A 19,510-nucleotide genomic window follows, 5' to 3' on the forward strand; every position below is an offset into this window, starting at 1 on the left:
CTTTGGGCCCTACAGCGGTGGCCACCGTTCACTCCCGCCCCCTTCTCTCCCCACCGGAGGCAGTAAGTGGACCGTGCACGCAGATGGATCAAGGGCGCACTGGCCGTCACCGCGGCCGCGGCGCTCGGCGTCACCGCTCTGGCGACCACGGCGCAGGCCGCCGACATCAACGTCGCCAAGAACGCCGGGTTCGAATCGGACCTGAGCAACTGGACGTGCTCCGCCGGCACCGGTTCCGTGGTCGGCTCCCCCGTGCACGGCGGCGCCAAGGCCCTCAAGGGCACACCGACCGCGCAGGACACCGCCCAGTGTTCCCAGGCCGTGGCGGTCAAGCCCAACTCGACGTACACGCTGAGTTCCTGGGTCCAGGGCAGCTACGTGTACCTCGGCGCGAGCGGCACCGGCACCACCGACGTGTCGACGTGGACACCGGGCTCCTCCGGCTGGCAGCAGTTGAGCACCACGTTCACGACCGGCGCGAACACGACGTCCGTGACCGTCTACACGCACGGCTGGTACGGGCAGAGCGCGTACTACGCCGACGACGTGAGCGTGCTCGGTCCCGACGGCGGTGGCGGCGGCGATCCCGTCGTCATCCCGGCGGTCCCCGCGGGACTCGCGGCGGGCACCGCAACGTCCTCCTCGGTCGACCTCTCCTGGAACCCGGTCTCCGGCGCCACCGGCTACAACGTGTACCGCGACGGCTCGAAGGTCGCCTCCGTCAGCGGCGCGTCCGCCACCGTCACCGGACTCGCCGCCGCCACCTCGTACAGCTTCCAGGTCAGCGCGACCAACTCGGCCGGTGAGTCCGCGAAGTCGGCGGCCGTCACCGCCAGGACCGCGGCTTCCGGAGGCGGTGGCGGCACCGTGCCCAAGCACGCGGTGACCGGCTACTGGCAGAACTTCAACAACGGCGCGACCGTGCAGAAGCTGCGGGACGTCCCCTCCCAGTACGACATCATCGCGGTGTCCTTCGCCGACGCGACCAGCACGCCGGGGCAGATCTCCTTCACGCTCGACCCCGCCGTCGGATACGCGTCGGCCGCCGACTTCAAGGCCGACATCGCCGCGAAGCAGGCCGCGGGCAAGTCCGTGATCCTCTCGGTCGGCGGCGAGAAGGGCAGCGTGTCCGTCAACAGTGACGCGTCGGCCACCGCGTTCGCCGACAGCGCCTACTCCCTGATGCAGCAGTACGGGTTCGACGGCATCGACATCGATCTGGAGAACGGCCTCAACTCCACCTATATGTCGAAGGCCCTGCACCAGCTCTCCGCGAAGGCCGGCGCGAAGCTGGTCCTCACGATGGCGCCGCAGACCATCGACATGCAGTCCACATCAGGTGAGTACTTCAAGACGGCGCTGAACGTGAAGGACATCCTCACGGTCGTCAACATGCAGTACTACAACAGCGGTTCGATGCTGGGCTGCGACGGCAAGGTGTACAGCCAGGGATCGGTCGACTTCCTGACCGCGCTGGCCTGCATCCAGCTGGAGGGCGGTCTCGACCCGTCGCAGGTCGGCCTCGGCGTCCCGGCGTCGACGCGCGGAGCCGGCAGTGGCTACGTGGACCCGTCGGTCGTCAACAACGCGCTCGACTGCCTGACGCGCGGCACCGGCTGCGGCTCCTTCAAGCCCGCGAGGACCTATCCGGGCCTGCGGGGCGCGATGACCTGGTCCACGAACTGGGACGCGACGGCGGGCAACGCCTGGTCGAACAGCGTTGGCCCCAAGGTGCATTCACTCCCGTAAGCCCTGCGGCCTTTACGGCGACACCCAGTTCAGCAGTTGCCACAGATGGGCGCAGGCGGCGCCCTCCGTGGGATGCCGAGCGATCGTCTTGTGGGTACCGCGCTCGTACGCCCCGGTCTCCCAGCCCCCGCCGGGCTCCTCGCGCACATAGAGGAAGTCGGTGGGGGTGGGGGACGGTTCGTGGACGCCCTCGATCCAGTAGTGGGTCGGGGGCACGGCGGCCTGCCGCAGAGCGTGCTCCAGCGCGTGCCGGTCCACGAGACCGTCCTCCTGTCCCGATCTCGCTCACGCGGGCTCGAGGCAGTCGTGTTCCAGGAGCACTACGGCGATCTTCGGCTGTGGCGGCGACATCCGGCCACCGCGCCTTTCACCCCGCCATGAAGACGCGACGCCCCGCCGCGAAGACGCCACACCCCGCTCCGCAGGTGAGTCAGCCCGCCATGAAGACGAGCGTGCCGTCCGGGAGCCGTGCCTCGATCCGGGCGCCGTGTTCCACGGTCCGGCTGACGGTGCAGTACTTCTCGTGGGTCAGGCGCACGCCGCGGGCGAAGGCGTCGTCCGCCCGCATGTCGCCCTCGGGCAGCTCCAGTTCGTAGCTGACACGGATCGCGCCGACGCGGCCGTCGTCCTCGGGGCGTGACACGGACTCCACGACGATGCGCAGTCCCTCGTGTTCGACGGTGCGGGCCGTGCGGTCGGTGACGAGGCCACCGCAGCCGCCGAGCGCGGCGAGGAGCAGCTCGACCGGGGTGAACGACGGCTGCACGTCGGGGTCTTCGGCGGCGCCGATGCGGACCTCGGCGCCACGGTCGTTGCGTGCGGTCCAGTCGCGGAAGCCGTTGCGGACGGTCTCGATGCGGTAGTCGGCCATGTCGGGTGGTTCTCCCTCGCTGCGGTCGTCCGGTCCTGCTCGTTCCCGGCACCGTACGGGCGAGGGGACGCGGGGCGGCGCAGGCCGGACCGTCGGGCGGGCATGAACGCCCGCTCGGTCGCGTCAGGGAGTGGGCAGGCGCCCGCCGCAGCGGGCGCAGTAGGCCGCCGCGGCATCCTCGGAGACCCGGCCGCAGGCGGGGCAGATCCGGCTGAGCAGGCAGGCCGGTTCACCGCCCTCACGGGCCGGGGGGCTCGCGATGGACAGGCCGGGGCGTCTGCGGTGGGCGGTGAGATAGGCGAGACCGTCTGCGCCGGCCGTCACGGAGCGCCGTTCGCCGCGCGCGACGAACACCAGGGCGCCGGGCGTGAGTTGCTCCTCCGTGTCGGCATGCCGGAGCGACCCGTCACCTTCGACGACGACGAGCAGGACGTCGAGGTCCGGCTCGACATGCTCGGGGACCACGGTGCCCGGCCGCAGCCGGACGAGGTTCGCGTCGAGCTGCCGTGCCGCGCCGTCGAGCTTCCACAGGGCGCCCGTCCGGGACTCGTCCGCGGCGCGCAGCACGTCCGCAAGTGACACTCGGCCCGACGGCATGGCTCTCCTCTTTCATCGGTTGGTACGTCGTGGACTCCGCAGCCTACGGCGTGCGCATGGACACCCCCAACGACTGTCAACTGAAGGTTGACACCTCTCTACTGTCAACCTAAGGTTGTCACATGACGGAATCTGCGGAACCAGTAGGCATGACCACACCTGTACGCCTCGACGACCTGATCGACGCCATCAAGAAGGTCCACACCGACGCACTCGACCAGCTCTCCGACGCCGTGATCGCCGCCGACCACCTCGGCGACGTCGCGGACCATCTGATCGGCCACTTCGTGGACCAGGCGCGCCGCTCCGGGGCCTCCTGGACCGACATCGGCAGGAGCATGGGGGTCACCCGGCAGGCCGCCCAGAAGCGGTTCGTGCCCAAGGCCTCCGGCGAGGTCGGCGATCTCGATCCCAGCTCGGGCTTCGGCCGCTACACCCCGCGGGCGCGCAACGTCGTGATGTCCGCGCAGAACGAGGCCCAGGCCGCCGGCAACGACGAGATCCGGCCCGAACACCTCGTCCTCGGCCTCCTCGCCGAGCCCGAGGGGCTCGCCGCGCAGGCCATCCGGGCGCAGGGCGTGCTCCTCGACACCGTCCGGCAGAACGCGACCGCCACGCTGCCCCCGGCCGTCTCCGACGTGCCCGGCCTCGTCAAGTTCGACGCGAACGCGAAGAAGGCCCTGGAGCTGACCTTCCGCGAGGCGCTGCGCCTGGGCCACAACTACATCGGTACGGAGCACATCCTGCTGGCCCTTCTGGAACAGGAGAACGGCTCGGGCACCCTCGCCGAGTCGGGTATCGACAAGGCCGCGTCGGAGGCTCACATCGCGCAGATGCTGGCCGCGATCGTCAAGGAGCGGGCGAAACGGGAGTCCTGACGGGCCGTCCGCCGATCGGGTGTCCCGGAGTGCCCGCGGCGCTTCGGGACACCTTTGCCGTCCTGCGTCGCGCGCGGTCCTGATGGGAGAATGCCCCCATGACTGAGCGCGCAGGAACCCAGGCCCGGCCGGAGGACCTCGTCGACATCGATGAACTCGTCGACGCGTATTTCACCAAGGTCCCCGACGTGGACCGCCCCGAGCAGCGCGTCGTCTTCGGCACGAGCGGGCACCGAGGCTCCAGCCTGGACGGCGCGTTCAACGAACGGCACATCGCGGCGATCACGCAGGCCATCGTCGAGTACCGCACGGCCGAGGGCATCACGGGCCCGCTGTTCATCGGGCCCGACACCCACGCCCTCTCGCGCCCCGCGCTCGACACGGCACTCGGCGTCCTCGCGGCGAACGGCGTACGCGTCTTCGCCGATGTCCACGACGGCTACGTGCCGACCCCCGCGCTCAGCCACGCCATCCTGCGCTGGAACAGCACCGCGTCCGACGAGCTCGGTCAGGCGGACGGCATCGTCATCACGCCGAGTCACAACCCGCCGCGCGACGGCGGCTTCAAGTACAACCCGCCTCACGGCGGCCCCGCCGACTCCACCGCCACGTCCTGGATCGCGCGCCGCGCCAACGAGCTGCTCGCCGACGGCAATCGGGATGTGCGCACCACGAAGGACGTGGCTCCGGAGACGTACGACTTCCGTGAGCGGTACGTCGAGGAGCTGAGCACCGTCATCGACACCGACGCCATCCGGGCGTCGGGGCTGCGCATCGGCGCGGACCCGCTCGGCGGGGCGAGCGTGCACTACTGGGCGCGGATCGCCGAGATGTACGGACTCGACCTGACGGTGGTCAACCCCGAGGTGGACCCGACCTGGCGGTTCATGACGCTCGACTGGGACGGCAAGATCCGGATGGATCCCTCGTCGGCCCCCGCGATGGCGTCCGTCCTCGCGAAGCGGCACGACTACGACCTGCTGACGGGGAACGACGCGGACGCCGACCGCCACGGCATCGTCACGCCCGACGCCGGGCTCATGAACCCGAACCACTACCTTGCCGTCGCGATCCACTACCTGGCGACGCACCGCACCGGCTGGGGGTCCGACGCCGCGATCGGCAAGACGCTGGTGTCGAGCGCCGTCATCGACCGGATCGTCGCGTCCCTCGGCCGCGAACTGCTCGAAGTCCCGGTCGGATTCAAGTGGTTCGTGCCGGGACTCGTCGACGGGTCGGTCGCCTTCGGCGGCGAGGAGAGCGCGGGCGCGAGCTTCGTGCGCAAGGACGGCGGAGTCTGGACGACCGACAAGGACGGCATCCTGCTCGCGCTGCTCGCGGCCGAGATCACCGCGGTGACCGGGAAGACCCCGTCCCAGTACTACGCCGAACTCGCCGCGGAGCACGGCTCGTCGTCGTACGCGCGCGTGGACGCGAAAGCGACCAAGCAGCAGAAGGCCCGCCTCGCCGAGCTCAGCGGCGACGCGATCACCGCCGACACCCTCGCGGGCGAGCCCATCACGGGACGGCTCAGCCACGCGCCGGGCAACGGCGCCGCGATCGGCGGCGTGAAGGTCACCACGGAGAACGCCTGGTTCGCCGCGCGGCCGAGCGGCACGGAGGACGTGTACAAGATCTACGCCGAGTCGTTCCGCGGCCCGGACCACCTGGCCCAGGTGCAGACGGAGGCGCAGTCGATCGTGGACGCGGCGCTCGCGGAGGACTGACGGACGTGGGCGGCAGCGCGCGGGACTCTCGCCCGAGCGCTGCCGCCCACGTCTTCCGGTGCACGACTACTCCGCGGCCGTCGCCTCCGCGAGGCCCGGCACCTCGGCGACGCTGTCCAGCACGTAGGTGTGCGAGTGCAGTTCGAGCTCCGTGCGCGGGAGCTGGCCGGTGAGGACACCGACGACGACGCCCGCGCCCGCGTGGTGCCCCGCCTGGAGGTCGACCGCGGTGTCGCCCGCGACGAGCACCTTGCGGACGTCCACGACGCCGGTCTTCTCCATCGCCCGGTGGATCATGTACGGGGCGGGGCGGCCGCGGACGACCTCGTCGGCGGTGACGACCGCGTCGAGGTTGCCGCCATCACCCGTGGCCCAGCCGAGCGACGCGAGCAGCGGCAGGGCGACGTCAGCGCTGAATCCGGTGGTCAGGGCGACCTTGATGCCCCGGGCGCGCAGTTCGGCGAGGGCCTTGTCGGCCTGGGCTATGGGCTGCGGCGGGACCTCTTCGTAGCGCTCCTTCAGGAACGCGCGGAAGACGCCGTACTGCCGCTCGACCAGCTCCGCGTCAGGGGTGCCGCCGCCGAGGCGGACCAGCGCGTCGATGGCCTCGCGCTTGTCCGTGCCCATCCACGTCTGAAGGTCCTGCGCGTCGACCGTCACGCCGGTCGACTCGACAGCGTGGCGCAGCGCCTCGTACACCGCGCCGTGCTCCTCGATCGTGGTGCCTGCCATGTCGAAGACGGCGAGTTCAATCACTGGGGTTCTCCTCGTCAGTTCGGTACCGGCCGACGACGGTGCGTCCCTCGGCGGTGTTCTCGATGGTGAAGTTGGCGAGTGCGGGCAGATAGCGGTCGTCGGCGTACTCCAGGGGCACGCCGTCCCGCGAGAAGGCCAACCGCCTGACGCGCAGCAGGGGTTCGCCGGGCTCGATGCCGAGGAGCGACGCGTCCTGTGTGTCGGCGGCGATGGCGTCGATGGTGTGGCGGGCGTGGTGCAGGTCGACATCACGCCCGCACAGGGCCTCGTAGATCGAGCCCGCGTCGGGGTCGATGTCGAACAGGTGCCGGCCGACGTGGAGGACGAACGTGGAGCGCTCGACCATGACCGGCACGCCGTCCAGGTGGCGCAGCCGGACCAGGTCGACCACGGGTTCGCCCTCGTCGAGGCCGAGCCGTGCGGCGGCCTCCGGGGAGGCCCGGCGGCGGGCGACCTCGACGGTCAGCTGACCGGGTTCGCGGCCGATGGATCTGGCCCACTGGGTGAACGACATGAGCGACGCGAAGGGCTGCGACGGGGCCGCCCTTCTGGCGACGGGCGGCTTGCCCCGGCCGCCCACGAGATGCCCGTCCGACCGCAGTATCGACAAGGCCTGCCTGACCGGCCCGCGGGAGGTCCCGAACTCCTCGCAGAGCTGGGATTCGCTCGGCACCGGCTCGCCCTCCGGCCACTCACCGGACTCGATACGCCGCAGGAACTCGGCGCCGAGCTGCTCGTGGAGCGGCACACCCTTACTTGTCTTCACAAGATGACTATCGCAGCTCGACCCACCTCCCCTCAAGGCCCGTGTGTGACCAGTACAGGGCCGCCCGATGACGTTTCGGGGTCCCACACCCCCGCTTCGAGGCACGGAAGGTAAACAGACGGAAAACTTGTACACACAAGTCTTGCCCCATACGCCCGAGGGCTCGCACGCTGCCATTCATGAGCATCACAACAGCGCCCTCGTCCGCCCCTTCGCCCGCCGCCGACCTGCCCAACGGCCGCAGCGACCTGGTCATCGTCGGTGCCGGGGTCGTCGGCCTCGCCCACGCCTTCGAGGCCGCCCGGCGCGGACTGACCGTCACGGTCGTCGAGCGGGACTGGCAGCCCGTAGGCGCTTCGGTACGCAACTTCGGACACTGCTGCATCACGGCACAGCGCGGCGACCTGCTGGAACTCGCCTACCGCTCGCGGGCGGGGTGGCTGGAGGCCGCGAAGAGCTCGGGCCTGTGGGCCAAGGAGGCCGGCGCCCTCGTGGTGGCGAGGTCGGAGGCGGAACTCGCGGTCCTGGAGGAGCTGCGCGAGGAGCGCGGCGCGGACACAGTCCGGCTGCGGACCCGCGAGGAGGTCGCGGGCGAGCTCGGCCGGGGCGCCGACGCCGGTGACATCGTGGGCGGTGCCTTCCTCCCTGACGACCTGCGCGTCAACCCCCGCGAGGCCGCCCCGGACCTGGCCGCGTGGCTGTCGATACAGCCCAACGTCACCGTGGTGTGGGGCACGAACGTGAACGGCGTCGAGGAGGGCACCGTCCACACCGGCCGCGGCCCGGTCCACGGCGACCGGATCCTCGTCTGCGTGGGCCACGACCTGGACCGCCTGTACCCCACGGCGGCGGAGGAGCACGGCATCGAGCGCTGCCGGCTCACCATGGCGCGGGTCACGGCGCCCGATGCCTTCCGTACGGACGCGGCGATCCTGACCGCGACCTCCATGCTGCGCTACGACGCCTTCACGGCCATGCCGTCGGGGCCGAGGCTGCGCGAGGAGGTCATCGGCCACAGCCCCGAGCTGCTCGACGTCGTCGCGAACGTCATGTTCACCCGCCTGCCCGACGGCACGGTCCTGGTCGGGGACTCCCACGCCTACGGGCGGACCACGGCCCCGTTCGAGGACGAGCCGACGGCGCGGCTGCTGCTCGACTCGGCGGCCGAGGTCCTCGGAACCGGTGACCTGCGGGTGACGGAACGCTGGCAGGGCGTCTACGCGAGCAGCTGCCGCGGCCCGCTCCTGGTCCGGGACATGGCACCCGGCGTGCGGGCCATCTCGGTCACCTCGGGGATCGGCATGACGCTCTCGTTCGGTCTCGCCGCCGCCACGTTCGACGAGTCCCTGGCCGCGACGGCCTGACCGCCCGCCGCGGACAAGGTCCCGGCCACCGCCACTCCACCCCGGCACAGAGGGCAGCCCGCGCCGCGAACACGTCTCGCGGCGCGGGGCCCGGCACTGCGTAGCACTGCGGCACGTCACCCCCCGCATCCATCGCTCACCAGGCACCGAGGACAAGGAGACCACCATGCCCGACGGCACCCGGCCAGGGGTCGCGCCCGACCCGCTCCGGTCCCCCGCGGCAGACCCCGCTTCCGCCCGGCTCTCGCAGCGCTGGCGCTGGCAGATCTTCGCCGTCACCTGGATCGCGTACGCGGGCTTCTACTTCGTCCGGCAGGCGTTCTCGGTCGCCAAGCTCGGCATTCTGGACGACCCCGCGGTCAATCACACCCTCACGTCCCACACGCTCGGACTGATCGACGCCGTGTATCTCGCGGCCTACGCGGTGGGGCAGTTCGCGTGGGGCTCGTGGGCGGACCGGTTCGGGCCGCGGATCGTCGTGATCGGCGGGATGGCGGGCGCGGTGGTCGCGTCGGCGGTCATCGGCCTGAGCACCTCACTCGTCGTGTTCGGCGTCGCGATGGCCGTGCAGGGGCTCGCGCAGTCGACGGGCTGGGCCCCGCTGTGCAAGAACGTGACCAGTTTCGTGCCGGTGAAGGAGCGGGGCCGGATCCTCGGCCTGTGGTGCACGAACTACGCGTTCGGCGGCCTCGCGGCGCCGCCGTTCCTCGGCTGGTGGGCGTACTCGGTCTTCGACAGCTGGCACGCGGCGTTCCTGGCCGGGTCGGCGACGCTGGCCGTCGTACTCGCGCTGTTCGTCGTCTTCCAGCGCAACGAGCCTGCGGACGTCGGTCTCCCTCGGCCGGACGCCCAGGAGACGACGGCCGAGTCCGGCGCCGCGCCCGCGCCGGCCGAGGCGCCGCCCACCTCGCGCGAGATCTACCGCGAGATCCTGCGCGACCGGATGGTCCTGACGCTCAGCGCCGCGTACTTCCTGCTCAAGCCCGCCCGGTACGCGCTCCTGCTGTGGGGCCCGGTGATCGTCAGTGAACGGCTGCCCGAGGTGGGCAAGTTGGAGGCCACGCTGATCCCGGTGGCGTTCGGCGTGGCCGGCGTGCTCGCGCCGATGACGGTCGGCTGGATCTCCGACCGCCTGTTCTCCTCCCGGCGCGTCCCGCCGTGCGTCCTCTCGCTCGGTCTGCTGACGGTGACGCTCGCGGCGTTCGTGCCCCTCACCGCGACGGGCAGCACCTGGACGATGGTCGGCGTCCTGGCCGTGATCGGCTTCGGTCTCTACGCCGCCGACGCCCTGATCGCGGGCGTCGCGGCCGTCGACTCGGGAGGCCAGGCCGGGGCGGGCACCGCCACCGGTTTCGTCAACGGCTGCGGCTCCGTCGGCGCGATCCTCGGCGGCCTGCTCCCGGGCTTCCTCTCGACCACCGTGCTCTTCTACGGCTTCGCCGCCGCCGCGGCACTCGCGGGAGTGGTCATGCTGCCGCACTGGAACCGGACGGCCGTGACGGCCTGAGGACCGTGGGGCCCGGCCCGGGGTTGATCAAGTTTTTGCCCTTGGCCGGATCCCGCCCGTCCGGCCCGCCCGCATTCCGGCAATGACCGGCGCGCCGTCGCGATTTGCGATGGGGACCGTTCCACCCTGTCAAGCAAAGAGCGGCCGAAACCGTCGGGTCACCGGCATACACCGGGTTACCGGCGCGTTGACCGTACACAGCGCCATGTCACACGCTCGACATATAGGTGCTGGATACAACTGGTTCGGCGCCGGAACGGCATGCAGGAGGAACGTATGTGTGGCATCACCGGCTGGGTCTCCTTCGATCGCGACCTGCGGGCTTCGGCCGACACATTGGATGCGATGACGCAGACGATGGAATGCCGAGGCCCGGACGACCGCGGCACGTGGATCGACGGGCCCGCGGCGCTCGGCCACCGCAGGCTCGCGATCATCGACCTGCCGGGCGGGCGTCAGCCGATGACCGCCGAGACGCCGCGCGGCACCGTCGTGCTCGTGTACTCCGGCGAGACGTACAACTACACGGAACTCCGCAGCGAACTGACCGCACGTGGGCACAGGTTCACCACCGACTCCGACACCGAGGTCGTGCTGCGCGGCTACCTGGAGTGGGGCGAGGCGCTGGCCGAGCGCCTGAACGGCATGTACGCGTTCGCCGTCTGGGACGGCCGCGAGAACAAGCTCGTGATGATCAGGGACCGCATGGGCATCAAGCCCTTCTATTTCTACGAGACTCCTGACGGTGTCCTGTTCGGGTCCGAGCCCAAGGCGATCCTCGCCAATCCGCTCGCGAAGTCACGGGTGACGCTCGACGGTCTGCGGGAGCTCTTCACCATCGTGAAGACGCCGGGTCACGCCGTCTGGGACGGGATGCACGAGGTGGAGCCGGGCACCGTCGTGACCGTCGACCGCGGCGGACTGCGGCAGCGGGCGTACTGGACGCTGGAGACCCGTCCGCACACCGACGACCGCGACACGTCGATCGCGACCGTGCGCTCGCTCCTCGACGACATCGTGCGGCGCCAGCTCGTCTCGGACGTGCCGCGCTGCACGCTCCTCTCCGGTGGCCTCGACTCGTCCGCCATGACGGCGATCGCCGCGCGGCAGCTCGGTGAACAGGGCGAGACGGTACGCAGCTTCGCCGTGGACTTCGTCGGCCAGACGGAGAACTTCGTCGCCGACGAGATGCGCGGCACGCCCGACACCCCGTTCGTGCACGACGTGGCGAAGGCGGCCGGCACCGACCACCGCGACATCGTCCTCGACTCGAACGAGCTGGCCGACCCGGAGGTCCGGGCCCGGGTGATCCGGGCCCGTGACATCCCCGCGGGCTTCGGCGACATGGACGCGTCGCTCTATCTGCTGTTCCGGGCGATCAGGGAGCACTCGACGGTCGCCCTGTCGGGCGAGTCCGCCGACGAGGTGTTCGGCGGCTACCTCCAGTTCTTCGACGAGGAGGCGCGCAGTGCCGACACGTTCCCGTGGCTGGTGCGCATGTCCCAGCACTTCGGCGACGACTCCGATGTCCTGCGCGGCGACCTGGCCGGCGCCCTCGACCTGGACGGATACGTCCGCCACAGCTACGCCGGTGCCGTGCGCGGCATCCAACGCCTGGACGGCGAGAGCGACTTCGAGTACCGGATGCGCAAGATGTGCCATCTGCACCTGACCCGGTTCGTGCGGGTCCTGCTCGACCGCAAGGACCGCGCGAGCATGGCCGTCGGCCTGGAGGTGCGCGTCCCCTTCTGCGACCACCGCCTCGTCGAGTACGTGTACAACACGCCCTGGTCACTGAAGTCGTTCGACGGCCGGGAGAAGAGCCTGCTGCGCGAGGCGACCGCGGACGTGCTGCCGAAGTCGGTGTACGACCGGGTGAAGAGCCCGTATCCGTCGACACAGGACCCGAAGTACGCCGTCGCGCTCCAGAACCACGCGAAGGATCTGCTCGCCCGGCCCTCGCACCGGGTGTTCGACCTGGTCGACCGGGAGCGGGTGTCGCGGGCCGCGCACCGTGAGGCGCCGCAGATCACGCAGGCGTCGCGGCGCGGTCTCGAACGCACGCTGGACCTCGCGCTCTGGCTCGACCTGTACAGCCCGGAGCTGGTCCTTTCCTGAGCCCGGTCCGCCCCGGCGGCGGCGTGCGGCGGCGGCCGTACGCCGCCGCCGGGTGCGGATCCATGTGCGCGGAGTCCTCAGCCCGCGTAGACGTCCTCCACGTACAGTCCGTCCGCGATCAGACCGGCCAGCCAGCGCTCGGCTTCGGCGTCGCCGGCTCCCGGCGTGCGGTCGCGGAACAGGGCGCGGAACGCGTCACGGACGCCGGGCGCCATCCGGGCACCGTCACCGCAGACGTAGACGCGCGCCCCGGACCCGAGCAGCGCCCACAGTTCGTCGGCCTCGGCGGCCACCCGGTGCTGGACGAAGGCGTGGCCCGTCTCGGGTGCCTCGCTGAAGACGGGGCGCAGGGAGACTGCGCCCGCGGCCTCGGCGGCGCGCAGTTCGTCGGCGTGCAGGAAGTCACCGCGGGGGTGGTCGCAGCCGAAGTAGCACAGGGCGGGTGCGAGCGGGGTGCCGGCGGCGAGCAGAGCGCCGCGGTCGGCAATGGCGCCTCGGAACGGCGCGAGACCCGTCCCCGCGGCGATCATGACGACCGGGGTCTCCGAATCGTTCGGGACGCGGAAGACCTCGCGGCACGGCTGGACGCGGGCGAGCACCGTGTCGCCGGGCCGGAGCCCGGCCAGGTACGTCGATCCCGTGCCGCGGAAGCGGCCGCGGCCCGAGCGGGCCGGGGCGTCGAGGACGGACACCATGAGATCGGCGTGTGCGGGGCTGCGCTCGGCGCTCGACGAGATCGAGTAGTGCCGGGGCTTCAGCGGCGGCAGCAGGTCGAGAAGATGCGGCCAGGTCAGCGCGCCGCGCAGCGCGGGGTGGTCCTCCACGAGTTCGACGAGCGTGCGCGGGTCGTCGGCGAGGGCCCCCAGCGCTGCCCTCTCGGGAGGGCAGGGGTTGGCCTCGGCGAGCAGCGCCACCTGGGCCGGGGTCGGGACCTGCGCCAACTCAACGTGGTATGTGAGGAGTTCACGGACCGTCAGCGGCCGGTCGAGCGCGAGCCCGTCGCGACGCGGGCGGCGGGCCCTGATGTCGAGGACCGTGTCCAGGCCGACTCCGAAAGCGGCGGCCGCCCGTTCCACGAGCGCGGGATCCTGCGCGGGCAGCACGGTGAGATGGTCCCCCGTGCGGTACGTGACACCCTCCGGCAGCGCGAGACGCACGAAGCGCTTCGTGCGCGGGTGGTCGGGCGCGGTGAGGGAGCTCGCCTCGATGACGGTGAACGGGACGAGCCCGTGCCGGGCGGCCGCGGCGTCGAGCGGCCCACCGCCGATCTCCCGGATCTCGTAAGCGTCCTCGGGCTCCGCGCTGTCGGCCGGGGCGGCGTCGGGGTCCCCGTACTGCGTGAGGAGCGCGGCGCGCAGTCCCGTCGTGAAGGTGCGGACGGTCGCGTTGAGGTCGCCGGAGGCGTCGGCCGCGGCGCGCTCGCACAGGCGGGTGCCGCCGAGCGCGTCGAGCCGTTCGTCGATGCGGGTCGGGACGTGCTGGTAGGTGGCTGCCCAGTTGCGGTCGCCCACGCCGAGGACCGCGTAGGTGACGTCGTTCGCGGCGCCGTCCTGCGCACCGTCGAGCCACGTGGCGAACCCGGCCGCGTCGTCGGTGGGCCGGCCGTTGTAGGAGGCCGCGACCACGACGACGGGACGGTCGGTGGGCAGCGCTCCCGCATGGGTGTCGAGGGGCGCGACGGCCGTGTCGCAGCCCAGCGCGGCGACGTCGTCGGCGAGCTGCTCGGCGAGGCCGCGGCAGGTCCCGTAGTTGCTGCCGTGCAGGAACAGGACCCCGGTGCCGGGCCGCACCCGTGCGGGCAGCGTGTCCGGTGCGGCCGTCCGCTCCTCGACGGGCGCGTGGCCGGGCAGGGCCGGGTGCTTGCGGTCGGCGGAGGTGCGCGGGACGAGCGTGAGAGTGAAGCCCTCGGGCTTGAGCGTCAGCGTCTCCTTGACCGTGAGGTCGTAGTCGGCGTGGTCGACGAGCCGGTAACGGTGCACCAGGAGGGCGAGCAGCATCGTCGCCTCGTGGAGCGCGAACTGCCGCCCGATGCAGGCGCGTTCACCGGTGCCGAACGGCTTGAAGGCGTGCGGTGAGCGCGCGGCCTCCGCCTCAGGCGTGAACCGGGAGGGGTCGAACAGCTCCGGGTTGTCGCCCCACACCGGCTGCCGGTGCAGCATCGGCGCGAGGACGGTGACCGGCTGCCCGGCGCGCAGCGGGATGCGTCCGCCGAGGAGCGTGTCCTCGCGCGCGTGGCGGCTGAACGCGGCCGCGGTCGGCCACAGGCGGAGCGCCTCGTTCAGTACCTGCCGTGTGTACGTGAGCCGGCCGACCTCGTCGAAGGTGGGCTCGGGATCTGCCGCGTCCCCGAACAGGGCGTCGGCCTCACGGCGTACGAGGTCGAGCACGGCCGAGTGCTTGGCGAGGTAGTACAGGGCGAAGGACATCGCGCCCGAGGTGGTCTCGTGACCCGCGATCAGGAAGGTGATGACCTGGTTGCGGATGTTCGCCGCGTCCAGCGCGGAGCCGTCGGGGTGTCGGGCGGTGAGCATCAGGCCGAGCAGGTCGTCGCCTTCGGGCGCGTCGGCGCGCGCCGCGATGACGTCGTCGACCACCTGCGCCAGATAGTCCGCGTCGGCCTTGAACGCCGCGTCGGCGGCCGAATGGTCGGAGCCGGGCGTGCGGGCGAGACGCTTCATCGACCATTCGAGGCAGCGGACCATCGCCTCCACGAAGGGGTGCGGCTCGGAGCCCTCGAAGGACCCGAAGTCGTAACCGAAGCCCGCGAGTCCGATGGTGTCGAGGGTCATGCGCGTCATGTCGCCCGGCACGTCCACGGGGCTGCCCGAGTGCGCGGCGCGGTCCCAGGACTCGATGAGGCGGCGGGACACCTGGTACATGACGGGATGGTAGGTCCGCATGGAGCCCAGGGCGAAGGCAGGCATGAGGATGTCGTGGGCGCGGGCCCAGTTCGGTTCGTCGTTGTAAGCGGTGAAGAGGCCGTCGGCGGTGAAGGCGCGGACGTTCTCCAGAGCGGGGCCCACGTGCTTGGCGAAGCGGGTCTCGTCGGCCAGTTCGGTGACGAGGTCGAGGTCACTGACGAAGAGGGCGTCGCGGCCGTGCAGCCTGCGCACGAGCGCGGGGCCGTGGCGGCGGGACAGCTCCATGGCCTGCTGGAGGGGCGCGGGTCCGGGACCCGTGGCGGAGATGTCGATGAGCGGAAGGCCGTCGGTGGGGGCCGGCGGGAGCAGCGCGGAGTCGGGCATGGGGGCGGCAACTGCCTTTCGCGGTACGGAGTTCGGTGCGTGTCCAGCTTGATCCCGTGGCCCCGCCGGGCCGGGCCGCCGCACTACATGATTGTGTAGTGCCCAGCAGCGCGCCGCGCTTGCGCTCACCGGCCGGACGTGACATGGGTCCGGACGTGATGCAGGTTCGGCCGCGGCAGGGGACCGGACGTGACATACGAAAGGGGTACGCGATGGACGGGGTGCTGTGGCGCAATCGCGCGATGCTGCTCTTCGACCGGATCCCGATCCCCGTCGCGGTGTGCGGACCACGCGGGACGATCATGCTGGCGAACGCGGCGATGGCCGCCGAGTGCGACACCACCCCCGGCCGTCTGAAGGGCCGGGACATCCTGCATCTGTTCCGCCCGCGGGACGCGTCACAGATCCACCGGATCGCCGAGGCACTGCGTCTGCGGCGGCGCTCCCGCTATCAAGTCTCGGTCACCTGGGAGACGCCCGACGGGGCACTCCGGGAGGGCGAACTGACGGTGGATCCGGTCAGCGACACCGTCGACCGGACGCCGGATCTGCTCGTCATGCTGCGGGTCGTCGGCGCGCGCCCGCCCGCGCCCGCCCGGCCGAGGGCGACGGCAGGGGCGGCCGAGTCGCGGATCCTTGAGCTGCTCGCCGCCGGTGCCACCACGGCTCAGGCGGCCCGCGATACGGGCCTGACCACGGACGGCGTCAACTACCACCTGCGGCGCCTGTCCCGGCGGTGGGGTGCGACGAACCGTACGGAACTGGTCGCGCGCGCCTATGCGTCGGGCGTGCTGGCGCCCGGGGTGTGGCCGCCGCGCGCCACGGCACCGGGCGGCTGACAGGTGACGGCTCTCCGTGAGGGGCTACCAACTGTTGCGTGAGACATCAGTGAATCTCAGCTTTTCTCATGTGTTATCTTGTTTGCGTGAAGCTTTCTGAGTGGGCGGCGCGCAATGGTGTGCATTACCAGACCGCGTGGTCGTGGGCGAAAGAGGGCCGTATGCCGGTCCCGGTGCGTCAGACGCCGTCCGGGACGTGGCTGGTCGACGAGCCTGCTTCGGAGGTGTCTGGCCGTGTCGTGGCGTACTGCCGAGTGTCGTCGGCGGACCAGGAGTTGGACCTTGACCGGCAGGTGGCGCGTGTGGTTCAGGGGGCCACTGGTCTTGGCCTGCCGGTTGCGGAGGTCGTGACCGAGGTCGGCTCGTCACTGAACGGTCGTCGGCGCAAGCTGCACCGGGTTCTGTCAGACCCGCAGGCGGTGGTGATCGTGGTCGAGCATCGAGACCGGCTGTCCGGGTTTGGTGTCGAGCACCTCGAAGCGGTCTTGTCCGCGTCTGGGCGGCGGCTGGTTGTCCTTGACCCCGCTGAGAGCGCCGATGACCTGGTGCGCGACGTCACCGAAGTGCTGACGTCGATGTGTGCGCGCCTGTACGGGCGGCGGGGGGCGAAGAAGCGTGCCGCCCGCGCGGTGGCCGTGGCGACCGGTGAGGCCGCCGAGTGAAGAAGTTCCGGCCGCAGCCCGGGTTCGTGGTTAAGGCGTACCGGTTCGCTCTGGACCCGAACGCTGCCCAGGAGCGGGCGCTGCACTCGCACTGTGGTGCGGCACGGGCCGCGTACAACTGGGCGGTTGCCTGGATCGAGGCGTCGTGGTGGCAGCGCAAGGCCGAATCCACCTACGGCATCCCGCAGGAGCAGTTGACCGAGTGGCGGCCGTGGTCGTTGCCGTCGCTGCGCAAGGCATTCAACGCCGCCAAGCACACCGACCCCAGATTCGCGCACTGGTGGGCAGAGAACTCCAAGGAGGCGTACTCCACCGGGCTGGCCAACGCGTCGGCCGCGTTCGACAACTACTCCAAGTCCAAGCAGGGCAAGCGCCACGGCCAAAAGATGGGTGCGCCGCGGTTCAAGTCGAAGCGCAAAGCGCGCCTCGCCTGCCGGTTCACCACCGGCACGATCCGCGTCGATGCCGACGGCCGGCACGTCACGCTGCCGAGGCTGGGCACGATCCGCACCTGTGAGCCCACCGTCAAACTCCTCACCCGCGTCCAGACAGGAAAGGCCCGGGTTTTGTCCGCGACTGTGCGGCACGAGCGGGGGCGCTGGTTCGTCTCCTTCCAGGTAGAGGTGAAGCAGGACCTCGCCCGGGTCGCCCGGCCGGAGGCGGCGGTCGGGATCGATCTCGGCGTGAAGACCCTCGCTGTCATGGCCGACAGCACCGGCGAGATCCGCGGTCTCGCCAACCCTGGGCACTACGACCGGGCACGCAAGCAGCTGCGCCGCGCCTGTCGCGTCGTCTGCCGACGCCAGGGACCCGACCGACGCACCGGACAGGGGCCCTCGAAGCGGTGGGAGAAGGCCAACGCCCAGCGGAACAAGGTCCACCACCGCGTAGCGAACCTCCGCGAAGACGCCCTGCACAAACTCACCACGAGCATTGCGGCCGAGTACGGCACCATCGTGGTCGAGGACCTCAACGTCGCCGGGATGCTCCGCAACCGGCGCCTGGCCCGCCGGATCGCCGACGCCGGATTCGGCGAGATCCGCCACCAGCTCGACTACAAGACCCGCCAGCGCCACGCCACCCGCCTCGTGGTCGCCAACCGCTGGTACCCCTCCTCGAAGACCTGTTCCGAGTGCGGCGCAGTGAAAGTCAAGCTACCGCTGCACCTGCGGACCTACGAATGCGACGCCTGCGGCCTGGTCATCGACCGGGACGAAAACGCCGCACTCAACCTCGCAGCCCTCGCGGCAGCCGCAGTAACTGGTACCGGAGTGGCCGGAGACCAGGACACCGCCCCGGCGGCGTCGAAGCCTCGTGGAGCCGACCGTAAGACCCGCGCAACCGCCCGCAGCCGCAAGGCCACGGGCGGGCGGGCAGGTGGCGCAACCCTGCCGCACCAACAGCAGACGGAAACGAGAGACCGTACTCAAGCCGAAGCACCCACGCTTTAGTGATGAGACGGACCTTCCGGGCCGCAATACCCGGAATGCTGAGAGCTACTGAGGCTCTGAGCAACGGCGCGGTTACGCCTCGTCCATGCCCGGGACGGGCGCGCCCGAAGGTAATCCGGCCTCGACGTAGGCGTCGTATCGGACCTTCCACGGGGCGAGCGTCCCCGCGTGCGGGCCGTCGAAGCTCTCGCCGCGGTCGGTCGCGTCCAGGGCGTCGAGGCAGACCTCCCACCCCGCGGCGTTACGGGCCGCGGTGTCGGCGGCCTCCAGGACATTGGTCAGGGTGAAGCGGGTGTGCCCCTCATCGAGCACCTCCAGGTCGAAACGGAGTTCGTCGCCGCCCCAGCTGAAGGAGAGGTGGCGCGGCGCTTCCACGGCGAGGACTCGGCCGGTCGACTCCGGCATGTTCGGGTCGCCGTGGAAACGGATCACACCGCCCGCGCGCAACTCGATCTCGACCTGGGAGGGGAACCAGTGCGCGAGTTCGGCGGGGTCGGTGACGTATCGCCAGACCCGCTCGATCGCGTGGTCGTACGTGCGGGTGAAGCGGACGGCGGGGCGGCCGTCGTCGAGCGGGGCGTAGCTGCCGGTGGGGCCGGGGTGCGGAGTGGTCATGGCCTTCAGTCCTTCGCTGGTTCGTCGTCCTCGGGGGCGTGGGCGTCGAGGCGGCGCCCGAGTGCGTCGAGGCGGTCGTTCCACAGGCGCCGATAGGGCTCGAGCCAGGCGTCGAGCTCGGCGACCGGTCCGGGTTCGAGCCGGTAGACGCGGCGCTGGGCCTCCTGTTCGACGTCGACCAGGCCCGCCTCGCGCAGTACCCGCAGGTGCTTCGAGGTGCTGGGCTGGCTCAGGCCGCACGCCTCGACGATCTCACCGACCGGCCGCGGACGCTCGAGCAGCAGCGCGACGATGGCGCGGCGGTGCGGGTCGGCGAGTGCGGTCCAGACGGCGGGTGCGGGCATGACCAAAATATGCCTCACCAG

General features: G+C 71.1%; 17 protein-coding genes. 9 read left to right on the top strand and 8 right to left on the bottom strand.

What is annotated here, in order from left to right:
* The first annotated feature begins 66 nt into the window (after positions 1-66).
* Complete coding sequence (locus OG758_RS05930; RefSeq protein ID WP_326708970.1) at positions 67-1,749, top strand: chitinase; 1,683 nt, start codon at positions 67-69, stop codon at positions 1,747-1,749.
* 12 nt (positions 1,750-1,761) lie between these two features.
* Here OG758_RS05930 and OG758_RS05935 read toward each other — a convergent pair whose 3' ends face one another.
* The 3 genes from OG758_RS05935 to OG758_RS05945 all read right to left on the bottom strand — a co-directional run bounded on the left by OG758_RS05935 (position 1,762) and on the right by OG758_RS05945 (position 3,217).
* Positions 1,762-2,007, bottom strand: coding sequence for a hypothetical protein (locus OG758_RS05935; protein WP_326708971.1), 246 nt, complete (start codon positions 2,005-2,007; stop codon positions 1,762-1,764).
* Positions 2,008-2,179: 172 nt separating this feature from the next.
* Positions 2,180-2,620 carry an OsmC family protein gene (locus tag OG758_RS05940; RefSeq protein WP_326708972.1) on the bottom strand — a complete coding sequence of 147 codons (441 nt, stop codon included), beginning with the start codon at positions 2,618-2,620 and terminating at the stop codon, positions 2,180-2,182.
* 123 nt (positions 2,621-2,743) lie between these two features.
* Positions 2,744-3,217 carry a cupin domain-containing protein gene (locus OG758_RS05945; protein WP_326708973.1) on the bottom strand — a complete coding sequence of 158 codons (474 nt, stop codon included), beginning with the start codon at positions 3,215-3,217 and terminating at the stop codon, positions 2,744-2,746.
* 149 nt (positions 3,218-3,366) lie between these two features.
* Here OG758_RS05945 and OG758_RS05950 point away from each other — a divergent pair, with 149 nt between their 5' ends.
* Together OG758_RS05950 and pgm are read left to right on the top strand one after the other, a co-directional pair.
* On the top strand, positions 3,367-4,095 hold the full coding sequence (locus OG758_RS05950) for a Clp protease N-terminal domain-containing protein (protein WP_326708974.1): 729 nt from the start codon (positions 3,367-3,369) through the stop codon (positions 4,093-4,095).
* A 98-nt stretch (positions 4,096-4,193) separates the two neighbouring features.
* Positions 4,194-5,822: a phosphoglucomutase (alpha-D-glucose-1,6-bisphosphate-dependent) gene (gene pgm / locus OG758_RS05955; RefSeq protein ID WP_326708975.1), complete on the top strand. Its 1,629-nt coding sequence runs from the start codon at positions 4,194-4,196 to the stop codon at positions 5,820-5,822.
* Positions 5,823-5,888: 66 nt separating this feature from the next.
* On the opposite strand, the gene OG758_RS05960 is transcribed toward pgm, so the two are convergent.
* Both OG758_RS05960 and OG758_RS05965 read right to left on the bottom strand, forming a co-directional pair.
* Entirely contained in the window at positions 5,889-6,578 is a 690-nt protein-coding gene (locus OG758_RS05960; RefSeq protein WP_326708976.1) for a phosphonatase-like hydrolase, read from the bottom strand.
* Positions 6,571-7,344: a GntR family transcriptional regulator gene (locus OG758_RS05965; protein ID WP_326708977.1), complete on the bottom strand. Its 774-nt coding sequence runs from the start codon at positions 7,342-7,344 to the stop codon at positions 6,571-6,573. The genes OG758_RS05960 and OG758_RS05965 overlap by 8 nt, the downstream gene beginning before the upstream one ends.
* Positions 7,345-7,523: 179 nt before the next feature.
* On the opposite strand from OG758_RS05965, the gene OG758_RS05970 reads away from it, so the two are divergent.
* The 3 genes from OG758_RS05970 (at position 7,524) to asnB (ending at position 12,333) form a co-directional block, all read left to right on the top strand.
* The gene (locus tag OG758_RS05970) at positions 7,524-8,708 is read left to right on the top strand and encodes a TIGR03364 family FAD-dependent oxidoreductase (RefSeq protein ID WP_326708978.1); all 1,185 of its coding nucleotides are present in this window, start codon (positions 7,524-7,526) and stop codon (positions 8,706-8,708) included.
* Positions 8,709-8,874: 166 nt separating this feature from the next.
* Positions 8,875-10,215 carry an MFS transporter gene (locus OG758_RS05975; protein WP_326708979.1) on the top strand — a complete coding sequence of 447 codons (1,341 nt, stop codon included), beginning with the start codon at positions 8,875-8,877 and terminating at the stop codon, positions 10,213-10,215.
* Positions 10,216-10,491: 276 nt separating this feature from the next.
* Entirely contained in the window at positions 10,492-12,333 is a 1,842-nt protein-coding gene (gene asnB, locus OG758_RS05980; protein ID WP_326708980.1) for an asparagine synthase (glutamine-hydrolyzing), read from the top strand.
* A gap of 77 nt (positions 12,334-12,410) precedes the next feature.
* Here asnB and OG758_RS05985 read toward each other — a convergent pair whose 3' ends face one another.
* Positions 12,411-15,578 carry a cytochrome P450 gene (locus OG758_RS05985; RefSeq protein ID WP_326708981.1) on the bottom strand — a complete coding sequence of 1,056 codons (3,168 nt, stop codon included), beginning with the start codon at positions 15,576-15,578 and terminating at the stop codon, positions 12,411-12,413.
* A 212-nt stretch (positions 15,579-15,790) separates the two neighbouring features.
* Here OG758_RS05985 and OG758_RS05990 point away from each other — a divergent pair, with 212 nt between their 5' ends.
* The 3 genes from OG758_RS05990 to tnpB all read left to right on the top strand — a co-directional run bounded on the left by OG758_RS05990 (position 15,791) and on the right by tnpB (position 18,530).
* Positions 15,791-16,417 (top strand): LuxR C-terminal-related transcriptional regulator, encoded by a 627-nt coding sequence (locus tag OG758_RS05990; protein WP_326708982.1) that lies wholly within the window; start codon positions 15,791-15,793, stop codon positions 16,415-16,417.
* 86 nt (positions 16,418-16,503) lie between these two features.
* A complete protein-coding gene (locus OG758_RS05995) occupies positions 16,504-17,079 on the top strand; it encodes an IS607 family transposase (RefSeq protein ID WP_326708983.1) in 576 nt (191 codons plus the stop codon).
* Positions 17,076-18,530, top strand: coding sequence for an IS607 family element RNA-guided endonuclease TnpB (tnpB, locus tag OG758_RS06000; protein ID WP_326708984.1), 1,455 nt, complete (start codon positions 17,076-17,078; stop codon positions 18,528-18,530). The genes OG758_RS05995 and tnpB overlap by 4 nt, the downstream gene beginning before the upstream one ends.
* Before the next feature lie 72 nt (positions 18,531-18,602).
* Here tnpB and OG758_RS06005 read toward each other — a convergent pair whose 3' ends face one another.
* Positions 18,603-19,145 carry an SRPBCC family protein gene (locus OG758_RS06005; RefSeq protein ID WP_326708985.1) on the bottom strand — a complete coding sequence of 181 codons (543 nt, stop codon included), beginning with the start codon at positions 19,143-19,145 and terminating at the stop codon, positions 18,603-18,605.
* A gap of 5 nt (positions 19,146-19,150) precedes the next feature.
* Positions 19,151-19,489: an ArsR/SmtB family transcription factor gene (locus tag OG758_RS06010; protein WP_266570623.1), complete on the bottom strand. Its 339-nt coding sequence runs from the start codon at positions 19,487-19,489 to the stop codon at positions 19,151-19,153.
* Between the last annotated feature and the right edge of the window lie 21 nt (positions 19,490-19,510).

The organism is Streptomyces sp. NBC_01474 (genome assembly GCF_035918215.1).
Classification (GTDB): domain Bacteria; phylum Actinomycetota; class Actinomycetes; order Streptomycetales; family Streptomycetaceae; genus Streptomyces; species Streptomyces aureus.

What these genes read in the sequence shown, in the direction of transcription:
- OG758_RS05940 (WP_326708972.1), bottom strand. Translation starts at nt 2,620, where the DNA reads ATGGCCGACTACCGCATCGAGACCGTCCGCAACGGCTTCCGCGACTGG.
- OG758_RS05945 (WP_326708973.1), bottom strand. Translation starts at nt 3,217, where the DNA reads ATGCCGTCGGGCCGAGTGTCACTTGCGGACGTGCTGCGCGCCGCGGAC.
- OG758_RS05950 (WP_326708974.1), top strand. Translation starts at nt 3,367, where the DNA reads ATGACCACACCTGTACGCCTCGACGACCTGATCGACGCCATCAAGAAG.
- pgm (WP_326708975.1), top strand. Translation starts at nt 4,194, where the DNA reads ATGACTGAGCGCGCAGGAACCCAGGCCCGGCCGGAGGACCTCGTCGAC.
- OG758_RS05970 (WP_326708978.1), top strand. Translation starts at nt 7,524, where the DNA reads ATGAGCATCACAACAGCGCCCTCGTCCGCCCCTTCGCCCGCCGCCGAC.
- OG758_RS05975 (WP_326708979.1), top strand. Translation starts at nt 8,875, where the DNA reads ATGCCCGACGGCACCCGGCCAGGGGTCGCGCCCGACCCGCTCCGGTCC.
- asnB (WP_326708980.1), top strand. Translation starts at nt 10,492, where the DNA reads ATGTGTGGCATCACCGGCTGGGTCTCCTTCGATCGCGACCTGCGGGCT.
- OG758_RS05985 (WP_326708981.1), bottom strand. Translation starts at nt 15,578, where the DNA reads ATGCCCGACTCCGCGCTGCTCCCGCCGGCCCCCACCGACGGCCTTCCG.
- OG758_RS05990 (WP_326708982.1), top strand. Translation starts at nt 15,791, where the DNA reads ATGGACGGGGTGCTGTGGCGCAATCGCGCGATGCTGCTCTTCGACCGG.
- OG758_RS06005 (WP_326708985.1), bottom strand. Translation starts at nt 19,145, where the DNA reads ATGACCACTCCGCACCCCGGCCCCACCGGCAGCTACGCCCCGCTCGAC.
- OG758_RS06010 (WP_266570623.1), bottom strand. Translation starts at nt 19,489, where the DNA reads ATGCCCGCACCCGCCGTCTGGACCGCACTCGCCGACCCGCACCGCCGC.